The organism is Comamonas sp. MYb21, from assembly GCF_037479395.1.
Lineage (GTDB): Bacteria > Pseudomonadota > Gammaproteobacteria > Burkholderiales > Burkholderiaceae_C > Comamonas.
Window position 1 is genome coordinate 196055 of record NZ_JBBGZC010000008.1, and the last position, 13478, is coordinate 209532.

General features: G+C 63.1%; 12 protein-coding genes. 2 read left to right on the plus strand and 10 right to left on the minus strand.

What is annotated here, in order from left to right:
• Positions 1-6 precede the first annotated feature (6 nt).
• On the plus strand, positions 7-1377 hold the full coding sequence (locus WH367_RS13635) for an MATE family efflux transporter (RefSeq protein WP_339536536.1): 1371 nt from the start codon (positions 7-9) through the stop codon (positions 1375-1377).
• Here WH367_RS13635 and phoR read toward each other — a convergent pair.
• The 7 genes from phoR to pstS all read right to left on the minus strand — a co-directional run bounded on the left by phoR (position 1374) and on the right by pstS (position 8105).
• Positions 1374-2723: a phosphate regulon sensor histidine kinase PhoR gene (phoR, locus tag WH367_RS13640; protein WP_021026592.1), complete on the minus strand. Its 1350-nt coding sequence runs from the start codon at positions 2721-2723 to the stop codon at positions 1374-1376. The two genes, WH367_RS13635 and phoR, sit on opposite strands and share 4 nt — an antisense overlap.
• Before the next feature lie 108 nt (positions 2724-2831).
• Positions 2832-3539 carry a phosphate regulon transcriptional regulator PhoB gene (gene phoB, locus WH367_RS13645; RefSeq protein WP_021026591.1) on the minus strand — a complete coding sequence of 236 codons (708 nt, stop codon included), beginning with the start codon at positions 3537-3539 and terminating at the stop codon, positions 2832-2834.
• Between the two features lie 10 nt (positions 3540-3549).
• On the minus strand, positions 3550-4251 hold the full coding sequence (gene phoU, locus WH367_RS13650; protein ID WP_021026590.1) for a phosphate signaling complex protein PhoU: 702 nt from the start codon (positions 4249-4251) through the stop codon (positions 3550-3552).
• Between the two features lie 42 nt (positions 4252-4293).
• Positions 4294-5085: a phosphate ABC transporter ATP-binding protein PstB gene (pstB, locus tag WH367_RS13655; RefSeq protein WP_021026589.1), complete on the minus strand. Its 792-nt coding sequence runs from the start codon at positions 5083-5085 to the stop codon at positions 4294-4296.
• 19 nt (positions 5086-5104) lie between these two features.
• Complete coding sequence (gene pstA, locus WH367_RS13660) at positions 5105-5986, minus strand: phosphate ABC transporter permease PstA (protein WP_312986472.1); 882 nt, start codon at positions 5984-5986, stop codon at positions 5105-5107.
• Positions 5983-6954: a phosphate ABC transporter permease subunit PstC gene (gene pstC, locus WH367_RS13665; protein ID WP_339536537.1), complete on the minus strand. Its 972-nt coding sequence runs from the start codon at positions 6952-6954 to the stop codon at positions 5983-5985. The genes pstA and pstC overlap by 4 nt, the downstream gene beginning before the upstream one ends.
• A 113-nt stretch (positions 6955-7067) precedes the next feature.
• A complete protein-coding gene (gene pstS / locus WH367_RS13670; RefSeq protein WP_021026586.1) occupies positions 7068-8105 on the minus strand; it encodes a phosphate ABC transporter substrate-binding protein PstS in 1038 nt (345 codons plus the stop codon).
• 259 nt (positions 8106-8364) lie between these two features.
• Between pstS and WH367_RS13675 the strand changes: the two genes are divergently transcribed.
• Positions 8365-9873, plus strand: a complete 1509-nt coding sequence (locus tag WH367_RS13675) for a Ppx/GppA phosphatase family protein (RefSeq protein WP_021026585.1) — start codon at positions 8365-8367, stop codon at positions 9871-9873.
• Between the two features lie 51 nt (positions 9874-9924).
• Here WH367_RS13675 and WH367_RS13680 read toward each other — a convergent pair whose 3' ends face one another.
• The 3 genes from WH367_RS13680 to glmM all read right to left on the minus strand — a co-directional run bounded on the left by WH367_RS13680 (position 9925) and on the right by glmM (position 13468).
• A complete protein-coding gene (locus WH367_RS13680) occupies positions 9925-10899 on the minus strand; it encodes a 2-hydroxyacid dehydrogenase (protein ID WP_339536538.1) in 975 nt (324 codons plus the stop codon).
• Positions 10900-11094: 195 nt separating this feature from the next.
• The gene (locus WH367_RS13685) at positions 11095-11925 is read right to left on the minus strand and encodes a GNAT family N-acetyltransferase (protein WP_339536539.1); all 831 of its coding nucleotides are present in this window, start codon (positions 11923-11925) and stop codon (positions 11095-11097) included.
• Positions 11926-12133: 208 nt separating this feature from the next.
• Positions 12134-13468, minus strand: coding sequence for a phosphoglucosamine mutase (gene glmM, locus WH367_RS13690; RefSeq protein ID WP_339519895.1), 1335 nt, complete (start codon positions 13466-13468; stop codon positions 12134-12136).
• Positions 13469-13478 lie beyond the last annotated feature (10 nt).

The following is a 13478-nucleotide window of genomic DNA, read 5'->3' on the forward strand; positions in this document are numbered from 1 at the left end:
CGGGAGATGTTGACGCGCCTGCTGGCAGGCCGCGATATGCGGGTGCTGGCCAAGCATGCGGGCACGGTGTTTGTCGGCCAGATTGCCGTGATGGGCTTTGGCGTGGTCGACACCATCGTCGCCGGCCGCCATGCCGAGGCCTCGCTGGCCGCGCTGTCGGTGGGCTCGGCCATCTTTGTGACCGTCTATGTCTCGCTGATGGGCCTCTTGCAGGCGCTGATGCCGATCTGGTCGGAGATGCACGGCGCGCGCCGCCATGCCGACATTGGCGCCTCGCTGCGCCAGTCCCTCTACATCTGCCTGGCCGCTACCTTGCTGGGCTGGGCCGTGCTGTTCAATCCCGCGCCCATCCTGCGCTGGACCGAGGTGCCGCAGGAGCTGCAGTCGCTGGTCAAAAGCTACCTGGCCATCATCGGCTGGAGCCTGCCGGCCGCGCTGCTGTTCCGCATTTTCAGCACCTTGAGCCAGTCATTGGGCAAACCCAAGATGGTCACCTGGCTGCAGGCCATGTCCCTGCTCGTCAAGCTGCCGCTGTCCATCTGGTTCACCTTTGGCGGCCTGAGCCTGACACCGATGGGCGTGTTGGGCTGCGCCTGGGCCACCTTTGTGGTCAATTTCCTGCTCTGCGGCCTGGGCTGGTGGCTGCTGCGCAGCCAGTCCGTCTATGCGCCAGCCGATATCTGGCGCCGCCTGGAGCGGCCGCACTGGCCCACCTTGGCCCAGTTTGCGCAGCTCGGTGTACCGGCCAGCCTGTCGATCCTGGTCGAGATCACCTCCTTTACCTTGATGGCGCTCTATGTGGCACGCATGGGCACGGCCTCGTCGGCAGCGCACCAGATTGCGGCCAATGTCACTGCGCTGATGTACATGGTGCCGCTGTCGCTGGCCATTGCCACCAGCGCCCGCGCCAGCTACTGGCGCGGCGCGGGTGATGAGACGCGGGCGCGCCAGGTGGTGTTTCTGGGCCTGTTTTCGGCCATGGGCCTGGCTGCCACACTGTCGCTGCTGGTCTGGCTCGCCAAGGGCTGGATTGTGCCGATCTACACCGCTACGCCCGAGGTGGCGGCCATCGCGCTGGGCCTGCTGGGCTGGGTCAGCCTCTACCACCTGGCCGATGCCAGCCAGACCGTATCCATCTTTGTGCTGCGCAGCTACCGCATCACCGTCACGCCCTTGCTGGTGTACTGCAGCCTGCTCTGGGGTGTGGGCCTGTGGGGTGGTTTTCAGTTGGCCTACCACGGCATCGCCGGCCGCCCGGCGATGGATTCCCCCATCGCTTTTTGGATGTGCGCCGCCTATGCGCTGGTGCTGGCGGCGGCCTGCTTTTTGGTCTTGCTGCACCGCGTCACCAAAAACGCGGTGCGGATGAGCGCTTAGACCAGTTCTTCCGTCAGCTGCTGGCGCACGCGCGATGGTGGAAACACCACGCTGAACTCCGACCCCTTGCCGATCGTGCTGCGAATCTGCAGCTGCGCGCCGTGGCGCTGCAGCACATGCTTGACGATGGCCAGACCCAGGCCCGTGCCGCCGGTATCGCGCGAGCGGCTGCGGTCGAGGCGGTAGAAGCGCTCGGTCAGGCGCGGGATATGCTCGGGCGCAATGCCCGGCCCGGTGTCGGTGACGCTGACACGCCCCGAGCCATCGGGCTGGCGCATGAACTGCACACGGATCTCGCCGCCCGCTGGCGTATAGCGCACGGCGTTGTTGACCAGATTGGACAGCGCGCTTTGCAGCTCATTGCCGGCACCGGCCAGCTCGTAGTGACCGGCATCGGCATCCTCTTGCGGAAAGAACAGCTGCAAGGGCTTGTCGCCATCCTTGGCAATCATGCGCGCCAGGCCATGCGCATCTTCTTCGCAGCGCTTGAGCAGGCTGCCCACGCTGACCCATTCATTGAGGCTGGGCGGTGGGTTGCCCTCCAGGCGCGACAAGGTCAGCAGATCGACCACCAGGCCTTGCATGCGGTGGGCCTGGTTGGACATCAGCGCCAGGTACTGGGTGCGCTCCTCGGCGCTCAGCGGCAGGGTCTGCAAGGTTTCGATAAAGCCGGCCAGCACCGTCAGCGGGGTGCGGATCTCGTGCGAGACATTGGCGACGAAGTCGCGCCGCATTGCATCGGCCAGCTCCATCGAGGTGACATCGCGCGAGAGCAGCAGCTTGCGGTTGCCGCCATAGGGGAACATCTGCACCGACATGCGCATCGGGCTGGCCGCGCGCATCACCGGGCTGACCATCACCACATCCTTGCTGAAATTGTTGGCGTTGAAATAGCCGATGAACTCCGGCGCGCGCACCAGGTTGGTGATGACCTGCATATGGTCGCGCTCCAGATTGAAGCCAAAGTGGTCACACGCAGTCTGGTTGCACCACTCGATATGGCTGTGCTCGTCGAGCAGCACCACGCCATTGGGCGAGGCCTGGATGGCCGTCAGCACCTGGTGCAGCCGGTCATCGGACTGCGCCTCGTTCTTTTGCAGCTGGCGCACCAGGCGCCGCGCCCGGTCGGCCGCCTCGCCCCACATGCCCATCAGCTGCGGGGCGCTGTCCGCGTCGCCGTGCCGCAGCCAGCCCACCACCTTGTTGCCGCGCCAGACATCGACGACAAACCAGCACCAGGCCCCGATGATGGCCGCCAACAGTGCGCCGGGCAACTGCCCCAGCCACCAGCCCAGGGCCGCGCCCAGGGCCTGAAAAAACAAAAAACTGACAATGCGAAACAGCATGCAGGCCTAACGCTCAAAAACAAAAAAAGCTGCGACCAGCGCAGCCTACAAAAAAAGAGCAAGCTGCCCGAATGCGGAAGTATCCCCGCATCACAGGCAGGCTGCAAGCTAAGCGCGCTGCAGCGCCTGGGGCTGGCCGGTGATGCGGTAGCCGGCACCACGCACGGTCTCCACCATCACATTGGCAGCGCCCAAGGCCTCGCGCAGACGCTTGACGTGGACGTCCACGGTACGCTCCTCGATGAAGACATGGTCGCCCCAGACCTTGTCGAGCAGCTGCGAGCGCGAGTGCACACGCTCGGCATGCTTCATCAAAAAGTGCAGCAGCTTGAACTCGGTGGGGCCGAGCTTGAGCAGCTCACCCTGGAAGGTCACGCGGTGCGTGGCCGCGTCCAGCACCAGCTCGCCAATCGTCACACTGTCGTTGACCTGCTCGGGAATGCGGCGGCGCAGCACTGCACGGATGCGGGCCAGCAGCTCCTGCGTGGAAAAAGGCTTGGTGATGTAGTCATCGGCACCGGCATCGAGCCCGGCGATCTTGTCGGGCTCATCGCCACGGGCGGTCAGCATGATGATGGGGATGCCCTTGACGCGGGCATCCGCACGCCATTTGCGCGCCAGCGACAGGCCGCTTTGGCCAGGCAGCATCCAGTCCAGCAAGATCACATCGGGCAGCACCGCGTCCAACTCGCGCTGTGCAGCATCACCATCCTCTGCCCAGATCGGCAGGCAGCCGTTGTGTCGCAGGTTCACCGCGATCAGCTCGGCAATCGCGGGCTCGTCTTCGACAATGAGAACGCGTGGCAGTTTTTTCATAACTCAGACTCTACAAAACACTCGATTCGATTTCTTGCATGGTGGTGTGGCGCACATCGATACCCTTGACCAGGTAGATGATGAGCTCGGCAACATTCTTCGAGTGGTCACCGATGCGCTCGATGGCCTTGGCCAGGAACAGCAGGTCCAGGCTCGGCGAGATCTTGCGCGGATCTTCCATCATGTAGGTGATGAGCTTGCGCACAAAACCGTCGAACTCGGCATCGATCAGGTCGTCTTCCTTGAGGATCGACACGGCCGCCGTGGTGTCCAGGCGGGCAAAGGCGTCCAAGGTCTTGCGCAGCAGGCCCGAGGCGAGCTCGGCGGCCACACGCAGGTCCGAGGTCGGCAGCGAGCGGGCGGCGCCGCTGTCGATGATGGAGCCGACCATGCGGGCCATCTTGTGGGCTTCGTCTCCCATGCGCTCCAGGTTGGCCGTGGCCTTGGAAAAAGCTATCAGCAAGCGCAGATCGCGGGCCGTGGGCTGGCGGCGCGCAATGATGGTCGAGAGTTCGTAGTCGATGTCCACTTCCAGCTGGTTGACGCGCTTTTCCTGCTCTTCAACGCGCTCGACGGCCTCGGTGCTGAACTGCGACAGCGCGTAGATGGCCTGCTGGATCTGGGACTCGACCAGGCCGCCCAACTCCATCACCCGCGAGGAGATGCTGTTGAGCTCGCTGTCGAACTGTGATGAGAGATGTTTTTCTGTCATATCAGGCTCTTTTCGTTGTAGTGGTTGGCATGACCGCGCGGCTTAGCCGAAACGACCGGTGATGTAGTCTTCGGTCTCTTTGCGCTGGGGCTTGAAGAACATCTGTTCGGTGGCACCGAACTCCATCAGGCTGCCCAGGTACATGTAGGCGGTGAAATCGCTGCAGCGGGCGGCCTGCTGCATATTGTGGGTCACGATCACCACGGTGTAGTCGTCCTTCAGCTCAGCGATCAGCTCTTCGATCTTGGCCGTGGAGATCGGGTCCAGCGCCGAGCAAGGCTCATCGAGCAGCAGCACTTCGGGCTTGATCGCGATACCGCGGGCAATGCACAGACGCTGCTGCTGACCGCCGGACAGGCCCGAGCCGCTTTGGCCCAGCTTGTCCTTGACTTCGGTCCACAGCGCGGCCTTGCGCAGCGCCCATTCCACGCGCTCTTCCATGTCGCTCTTGCTCAGGTCCTCGAACAGCTTCACGCCAAAGGCGATGTTGTCGTAGATGGACATCGGGAACGGCGTGGGCTTTTGGAAGACCATGCCGACCTTGGCGCGGATCAGGGCCACGTCCTGCTTGCTGGTCAGCAGGTTTTCACCATCCAGACCGATATGGCCTTCGGCGCGCTGCTCGGGGTAGAGCTCGTACATGCGGTTGAAGGTGCGCAGCAAGGTGGACTTGCCGCAGCCCGACGGGCCGATGAAGGCGGTGACCTTGTTTTCCGGGATTTCCAGGTTGATGTTCTTGAGCGCGTGGAACTTGCCGTAGTAGAAGTTCAGGTCGCGCACCGAGATCTTGGAGTTCAGTGCATTGGCGTTAGCCGCATTGGTTTTTGTCAACATAGGGTTCACCTGTGAATACTTATTTTTGGCGCGCCATGCTGCGCGCAAGAATGTTCAGACCCAGCACCGCCAGCGTGATCAGGAAGACACCTGCCCAGGCCAGTTGTTGCCAGTTTTCATAAGGGCTCATCGCAAACTTGAAGATGGTGACCGGCAGGCTCGCCATCGGCTTGGACAAATCGGTGTTCCAGAACTGGTTGTTCAGTGCGGTGAACAGCAGCGGAGCGGTTTCGCCAGCGATACGGGCCACGGCCAGCAGCACACCGGTGATGACACCGGCACGGGCGGCACGCAAGGTCACCATGCTGATCACCTTCCACTTGGGCGTGCCCAGTGCGTAGGCCGCTTCACGCAGGCTCGATGGCACCAGGATCAGCATGTTCTCGGTGGTACGGATGACCACCGGAATCACGATCAGCGCCAGCGCAATGACACCGGCATAGCCCGAGAAGCTCTTGAAGCGGATCACGATCATCGAGTAGACGAACAGACCGATCACGATCGACGGAGCCGACAGCAGAATGTCGTTGACAAAGCGGGTCACCGATGCGAGCCAGCCGGTCTTGTTGTACTCGGCCAGGTAGATACCGGCCATCACACCGATGGGCGTGCCCACGAAGGTGGCCAGGGTCACCATCACCAGCGAGCCCCAGATGGCATTGGCGATACCGCCAATTTCATTGGGAGCCGGGGTCATCTGGGTGACCAGGGCCACGCTCAGACCGCCCACGCCCAGGCGCAGGGTTTCCCACAGAATCCAGATCAGCCAGAACACGCCAAAGGCCATGGCTGCGAGGGACAGGGCAATCGCGACTTGGTTGACGCGGTTGCGTGCACGGTACTTGGCAGCGCGCTGGCTGGCCAGATCGGATGCCTGGATCAAGCTTTCTCCGGTGGTCATGAACGGGCTCCTTCATTCTTTTGCAGGCGGCTCAGCATAAATTTGGAGCAGGCCAGGACGATGAACGTGATGAAAAACAGGGCCAGACCCAGGTAGATCAGCGATGCCTGGTGCAGACCTTCGCCGGCTTCGGCGAACTCATTGGCCAGCGCCGAGGTAATGCTGTTGGCCGCTTCAAAGATGGACAGCGAGTTGAGCTGGTTCATGTTACCGATCACGAAGGTGACGGCCATGGTCTCACCCAGTGCACGGCCCAGACCCAGCATCACGCCACCGAAGACCCCGGTCTTGGTGTAGGGCAGCACGACTTTCCACATCACTTCCCAGGTGGTGGAACCCAGGCCATAGGCCGATTCCTTGAGCAGCGCGGGGGTGACTTCGAACACATCACGCATCACCGATGCGATAAAGGGGATGACCATGATGGCCAGGATCACGCCGGCCGAGAAAATACCGATACCGACGGGTGGGCCGGAGAAGAAGGCTTCCATATAAGGAACGCCTTGAAACAGGCTCTGCAGCGGCTGCTGCACATAGGTGGCCAGCAGGGGGCCAAACACCATCAAGCCCCACATACCGTAGACGATGGACGGCACGGCAGCGAGCAGTTCCACGGCGGTACCCAGCGGGCGCTTGAGCCAGACGGGGGAGAGTTCGGTCAGGAACAGCGCAATGCCAAAGCTCACGGGCACGGCGATCAGCATCGCAATGAACGAGGTGGCCAAGGTGCCATAGATCATCACCAGACCGCCGTAACGGTTCTGGACAGGATCCCACTCGCTGTTGAAGAAAAATCCGATGCCGTATTCACGGATGGCAGGCCAGGCGCCGACGATCAGCGAGCCCATGATGGCCAACAGCAGGGCCAGGGTCAGCACCGCAGCACCGCGCGCGAGGAACGCAAAAAAGCCGTCAGCGACGGAGTTGGAGAGCCAAGGCTTGCGCGTTGGCGGTTGGCTGGATTGCATCTGCGCTTTGCCGGCGGCAACCGTTTTGTTTTGAACAGGAAAGGATGTCGACACGTTTGATTCCATTCAGTGTGGAAAAGGGCCGCTACCCGAGCGGCCCATCATTTTTCGACTTACTTGGCGAACACAGCCTTGCCGCTGCCGTCCTTGATCTCGCCCCAGGACTTGTAGATGATGTCCTTGACGCTGGCTGGCATGGGCACGTAGTCCAGGCCGTCAGCAGTGCCGTCACCGGAGGTGTAAGCCCACTCGAAGAACTTCAGCGAGGTGGTACCCTGGGCTGGCTTTTCCTGCAGCTTGCGCATCAGGATGAAGGTGGCCGAAGTGATGGGCCATGCATCCTTGCCAGGCTGGTTGTTCAGGATCTGGTAGAAGCTCTTGTTCCAGTCAGCACCGGCAGCAGCGGCCTTGAAGTTGGCGCTTTCTGGGCTGACGAAGTTGCCATCGGCGTTTTGCAGCTGGGCGAATACCATCTTGTTTTGCTTGACGTAGGCGTATTCCACGTAGCCGATGGAGTTGGGCAGGCGGCCCACATAAGCGGCCACGCCTTCGTTGCCCTTGCCACCGGCACCGGTAGGCCAGTTCACGGCAGCGCCCTCACCCACTTTTTCCTTCCACTCGGTGTTGACCTTGGAGAGGTAGTTGGTGAAGCCGAAGGTCGTGCCCGAGCCGTCAGCGCGGCGCACGGGAGCGATGGTGGCGTCTGGCAGCGCCACGCCTGGGTTCAGCTTGGTGATCGCGGGGTCATTCCACTTGGTGATCTTGCCCAGGTAGATGTCGCCCAGCACTTGGCCGTTGAGCTTGAGTTGACCGGGGGTGATGCCCTTGATGTTGACCACGGGCACAATGCCGCCGATCACGGTGGGGAACTGCACCAGACCCTTTTGTGCCAGCTCTTCGTCCTTCAAAGGCATGTCGGAGGCACCGAAGTCCACGGTTTTGGCATCGATTTGCTTGATACCGGCGCTCGAACCCACCGATTGGTAGTTGATCTTGACGCCAGTGGCCTTGTTGTAGTCAGCAGCCCACTTGGAATACAGTGGAGCTGGGAAGCTTGCACCGGCACCGGTAGCCTCTTCGGCGTGCACCTGGGCAAACGCACCGGCGGCAACCAGACCAGCTACCAGCACTCGAATCGCGGACACTTTCATGAAAACTCCTGTTGGTGATGAAACGCAATGGAGTGAACTGTAAAAAATGTATATGACACTGGCATGACATTTTTCACCCAATTTGCCTCGTACGGGGGTCGATGTCACACAACAACAGCGCACAGGATTGTCATATTAGATTCACGCGAAAGACTTACTTTTAAAGTTTTGTCAGCATGCCGCTGTATAGCGGAGTCACCTAGAGAGTCAGGTGCTATGCTGCCTGCCTCGACTGCAGAACCGATAGATGACGACACTTATGCTTGATGGCACCTTGCTTGCCGCGGTGGATCTGGGATCCAATAGTTTCCGCCTGGAAGTTGGCCGCTATGCCGCTGGCCATATTGAACGCGTGCAATATTTCAAGGAGATGGTGCGCCAGGGCGCCGGCCTCGATGAGCAAGGCCTGCTGACGGCCGAGGCCATGCAGCGCGGCTGGGACTGCCTGGCCCGCTTTGCCGAGCGCCTGGAGGGCTTTCCTGCCGCCCATGTGCGCGCCGTAGCCACCCAGACCTTGCGCGAAGCGCGCAACAGCGATGTCTTCATCCAGCGCGCCAACCAGATTCTGGGCTACCCGATCAGCATCATCTCCGGGCCGGAAGAAGCGCGCCTGATCTACCAGGGCGCGGCCCACTCGCTGCCCCCGTCGGACGAGCGCCGCCTGGTGGTCGACATCGGCGGCCGCTCCACCGAGCTGATCCTGGGCCAGCGCTACAGCTCGCAGCGCGTGGCCTCCTTCCCCGTGGGCAGCGTGGCCTGGTCGTTGCGTTATTTTCCCCAGGGTGAATTCAGCAAATCGGCGCTGAAAACCGCGCAGATCGCCGCGCAGGCGGTGATGGAAGAAGCAGCCCACCATTTTGTGCCCGGCAGCTGGGACTGCGCCTATGGCACCTCGGGCACGGCCAACGCGATTGCCGATGTGCTGGCGCTGCACGGCGGCCAGCCCGACGTGGTGACGCGCGAGCAGCTGCACTGGCTCTGCGACCAATTGCTGGCTGCCGGCAATGCCAGCGAGCTGCGGCTTGAAGGCCTCAAGGAAGAGCGCCGCGCAGTGATTGGCGGCGGCGTGACCGTGCTGTGCGCAGTGTTTGATCTGCTGCAGATCCAGGAGCTGCGCATTGCCAGCGGCGCGCTGCGCCAGGGCCTGCTGCGCGACATGGTGCAGCACGAGGAATTCAGCGATATCCGCCACCGCACGATCGCCGCGCTCAAGGAGCGCTACCAGGTCGATCGCACGCAAGCGGGCCGCGTGCAGCGCACTGCCGCCACCTTGTACGAGCAGGCACGCCGCTATGCGGGAGCAACCGCGCCGGCCGAGCTGCAGTCGCCCATGCTCGACTGGGCCAGCCAGCTCCATGAGATCGGCTGCCTTATCTCGCACACCGACCACCACCACCACGGCGCCTATGTGCTGGGCCACAGCGATGTGCCCGGCTTTACCCAAACCGAGCTGTCCCACCTGGCAGCCCTGGTGCTGGCGCAGAGGGGCAAGCTGCGCAAGGTCGATGCCTTCTTGCAGGACCGCGATTTTGCGCTGGAGCTGCTGTGCCTGCGCCTCGCGACCCTGCTGTGCCATGCGCGCCGCGACCCGGCGCTCGACCAGATCTGCCTGCGCGACAAGACCGAAAAATGGTCGCTCAAGGTGGCCCCCGGCTGGGCCGAGCAGTTTCCGCAATCGGCCTACCTGCTGGGCGAGGAAGTGCTGGCCTGGCAGAAGACGCCCTACCCCTTCCAGTTCAAGCAGGCGCTGGGCATCACCGCCAAATAAGGCGCTGCACACCCAGGCCGGTGACAGCCTGGGTGTTTTTTCTGCCGAGCCTTAAGCGCCCAGATTCACGGGCGCCACAGCGCCCTTGCCCGAGAACACGCCCGTCAGGTTGCCGATGAACTGCGTCAGGCTCGCCTGGGTGGCCTCTGGCGACCAGCCCGCCACATGGGGCGTGATGAGGATGTTGGGCAGGTCGATCAGCGGCTCGGGGCGATGCGGCTCGCTCTCATAGACATCGATGCCGGCGCCAGCAATGGTGCCGTCCTTCAAGGCCGCAGCCAGCGCCAGTGTGTCCACCACCGAGCCCCGCGCAATATTGATCAGGTAGCCGCTCGGGCCCAGCGCCTGCAGAACCTCGGCATTGACCAGGTGCTTGGTGCCCGGGCCGCCCGGCGTGGCGCAGACCAGGATGTCGGCCCAGCTGGCCAGCGCATGCAGCGAATCGAAATAGCGGTGGCCCACCCCTGCCTTGGGCTGGCGGTTGTGGTAGCCCACCGGCATGTCAAAGCCCTCGGCACGCCTGGCGATCTTCAGGCCGATATGACCCAGGCCCAGAATGCCCAGCTTCTTGCCCGACACGCTGGGCGGATGGGCCAGGCTGTAGCGGTCGACACCGGCGCGGGCCTGCTGGTCCAGGGTGCGGAAATTGCGCATCGACGCCAGAATCAGGCCAAAGCTGTGGTCGGCCACGCTGGTGTCATTGGTGCCCGCCCCGGTCGCCAGCATAATGCCGCGCGCGCGCAGCGCATCCAGCGCCAAGCCTTCATAGCCCGCGCCCAAGGTGCAGGCCAGGCGCAGCTGCGGCATCTGGTCGATTTCTTCGGCCGTCAGGCCAATCGAGCCAATGGTCAACACGGCCTGCGCCTGGGCGCCGTGCGAGGCCACCGCGCTGGCGCGCAGCTCGGGGGTGGGTGCATACACCACCTCAGCATGTGCGCGGATCTGGTCGAGCAGCGGCTCGGCCATGGGGTTGAACACCAGCAAGGTAATCGGCGGTTGTGGGGATTGCGAGAGAGAGCTCACCATAGGTCCTTTGGATAGCAAAAAACACCGCTTGCAGCACAAGCAGTGTTTTGATTATGAGGACTTTCCACTAGGCCTATATGCATCCATTCTGTATGCCTACGTTGCCGCCTTGGAATGGACCCGAGAGGTGAACCGTCACTTGCGCCCGGCGTCCTTCGGAAGCGGATGCACAGCGCTTGCAAGCGGCTTGCGCCATCAACCCAGAAAGTGCTTGCGGTAGCGCGCAGGCAGGCGGTCGAGCTGCATCAGCATCGGCAGATCGGCGGTATTGAAGTCCGGATCCCAGGCCGGCGCACCGATCACCTCGGTGCCCACTCGCAGATAGCCCTTGATCAGCGCAGGCGGCTCCACCTCGACCTGGTCGTTGAGTTGCTCCAGCGGCAGCGGCAGGTGCGGTACGACGCTGTATTCCTGCGAGATCTGGCCCTTGGCCAGCAGCTGGCGCCAGATGCTGGCAGCGGCATCGCCACTGACAATGCCGTTGTGCCACATGGGGATGCTCGCGCAGCCCATCATCACATCGAGCTTGTTGCGCAGCATGAAGCTGGCCAGCGCACCCCACAGCGCCATGATCACCCCGCCCTGGCGGTAGTCCGGATGCACGCAGCTGCGGCCGAGTTCCACCATGCGCGGGCGCAATGCATCAATGGCGCTCAGGTCAAACTCTCCGTCAGAATAGGTGCGACCGGCCCGCAAGGCCTGGGCGGGGGTCAGCAGGCGGTAGGTGCCGATCACCTGCCTGCTCTGGCCCTGGCGCACCAGCAGGTGCTCGCAGTAGTCATCAAAGCCGTCGACATCATGGCCTTCCAGGCTGGTTTGCAGCTGCGCGCCCATCTCGCCGGCAAAAATCTGGTGGCGTAGGCGCTGGGCTTCGCGCACCTCGTCGAGGTGGCAGGCCCAGGAGACCTCGATGTCCAGCGGGTTGGCCGCCGCGGCGGTTGCAGGCAGGGTCGCCTGCGGTTTCGGCGCCGAGGGCGTGACAATGGCGGTCTCGGATGCGCTGAAAAAGCTGTGTTTGTTGTGCATGGCAGAGCTCCTGTAGCGCCCTGCCGCCCTTGCATGGTGCCAGACCGCCGTGCGGCCCCGGCTGCTCGACGGGCTGATACAGAGCGCTTTCAGTGTCCTGCCCGCAGATGACAGCGCCATGTGCAAAACATGACAGTTGCATGAAGCTGTGCGCCTGCAACACCTCCCTCACCACCCGTGGGCCCGGCCGCCCGGCGGCCGCTGCCCATCAGGACTGGCGGGCTACTTCTGCCAGTTGCTCGGCGCAGCGGCTGGCCTGGGCCGCATCAAAGGCCTCGACCATCACGCGCAGCAGCGGCTCGGTGCCGCTGGGCCGGATCAGCACCCGGCCCTGGCCGGCAAAGTCGTCGGTGATGCTGCGCTCCAACTCAAACAGCTTGTTGTTGTTGCGCCAGTCCTGGCCCGGCTGCAACCGCACATTGAGCAGCACCTGCGGGCACAGATCCACGCCATCGAGCTGCTCGGCCACGCTCTGGTTGCGGCTCACGCAGGCTTGCAGCACCTGCAGGGCGCTCACCAGGCCATCGCCGGTGGTGTGCTTGTCCAGCGCCAGCAGGTGGCCCGAGCTCTCACCGCCCAGCACCCAGTTGCGGCGCTGCAGCTCTTCGAGCACATAACGGTCACCGACCTTGGCACGCACCAGCTCCACGCCCTGCTTTTGCAAGGCGGTTTCCACCGCCAGGTTGGTCATCAAGGTGCCCACGACACCTGGCAGCTTCTTGCCCCGGCGCAGGCGGTCCATGGCCATCAGGTAGAGCAACTCATCGCCGTTGTAGAGCCGGCCCTTGGCATCGACCAGTTGCAGCCGATCGGCATCGCCATCGAGTGCCACGCCCAGATCGGCGCCATTGGAGCGCACCGAGCGCACCAGCGCATCGGGATGGGTAGCCCCCACATCCTGGTTGATGTTGAGGCCGTCCGGATTGCAGCCAATGGTGATGACCTCGGCGCCCAGCTCATGGAAGACCTTGGGCGCAATATGGTAGGCCGCGCCGTGGGCCGCATCGACCACGATCTTGAGGCCGCGCAAGGTCAGCCGGTGGTCAAAGGTGCTCTTGCAAAATTCGATATAGCGGCCTGCAGCATCATCGAGGCGGCGGGCCTTGCCCAGCGCTGCGGAGGGCACCCAGTCAAAGCCCTCCATCAGCGCCGCTTCCACCGACTCTTCCCAGCTGTCGGGCAGCTTGGCGCCTTCGGCGCTGAAGAACTTAATGCCGTTGTCGTCAAAGGGGTTGTGGCTGGCGCTGATGACCACACCCAGGCTGGCGCGCTGGGCGCGCGTGAGGTAGGCCACGCCCGGGGTCGGCAACGGGCCCAGCAGCACCACATCGACACCAGCCGAATTGAGACCCGACTCCAGCGCGCTCTCGAGCATATAGCCCGAGATGCGCGTGTCCTTGCCGATCAGCACCGTCGGGCGCTCCTGCTCGCGGCGCAGCACCCGGCCCACGGCATGGCCCAGGCGCAGCACAAAGTCAGGGGTGATCGGTGGCTTGCCTACCGTGCCACGGATGCCATCGGTTCCAAAATACTGTCGTGCCATAGTGTTCTTG

Excerpts from the sequence above, each read along its gene's own strand:
- glmM (WP_339519895.1), bottom strand. The coding sequence starts at position 13,468 with ATGGCACGACAGTATTTTGGAACCGATGGCATCCGTGGCACGGTAGGC.
- pstB (WP_021026589.1), bottom strand. The coding sequence starts at position 5,085 with ATGTTGACAAAAACCAATGCGGCTAACGCCAATGCACTGAACTCCAAG.
- WH367_RS13685 (WP_339536539.1), bottom strand. The coding sequence starts at position 11,925 with ATGCACAACAAACACAGCTTTTTCAGCGCATCCGAGACCGCCATTGTC.
- phoU (WP_021026590.1), bottom strand. The coding sequence starts at position 4,251 with ATGACAGAAAAACATCTCTCATCACAGTTCGACAGCGAGCTCAACAGC.
- WH367_RS13675 (WP_021026585.1), top strand. The coding sequence starts at position 8,365 with ATGCTTGATGGCACCTTGCTTGCCGCGGTGGATCTGGGATCCAATAGT.
- pstA (WP_312986472.1), bottom strand. The coding sequence starts at position 5,986 with ATGACCACCGGAGAAAGCTTGATCCAGGCATCCGATCTGGCCAGCCAG.
- pstC (WP_339536537.1), bottom strand. The coding sequence starts at position 6,954 with ATGCAATCCAGCCAACCGCCAACGCGCAAGCCTTGGCTCTCCAACTCC.
- WH367_RS13635 (WP_339536536.1), top strand. The coding sequence starts at position 7 with ATGTTGACGCGCCTGCTGGCAGGCCGCGATATGCGGGTGCTGGCCAAG.
- phoB (WP_021026591.1), bottom strand. The coding sequence starts at position 3,539 with ATGAAAAAACTGCCACGCGTTCTCATTGTCGAAGACGAGCCCGCGATT.
- phoR (WP_021026592.1), bottom strand. The coding sequence starts at position 2,723 with ATGCTGTTTCGCATTGTCAGTTTTTTGTTTTTTCAGGCCCTGGGCGCG.
- WH367_RS13680 (WP_339536538.1), bottom strand. The coding sequence starts at position 10,899 with ATGGTGAGCTCTCTCTCGCAATCCCCACAACCGCCGATTACCTTGCTG.
- pstS (WP_021026586.1), bottom strand. The coding sequence starts at position 8,105 with ATGAAAGTGTCCGCGATTCGAGTGCTGGTAGCTGGTCTGGTTGCCGCC.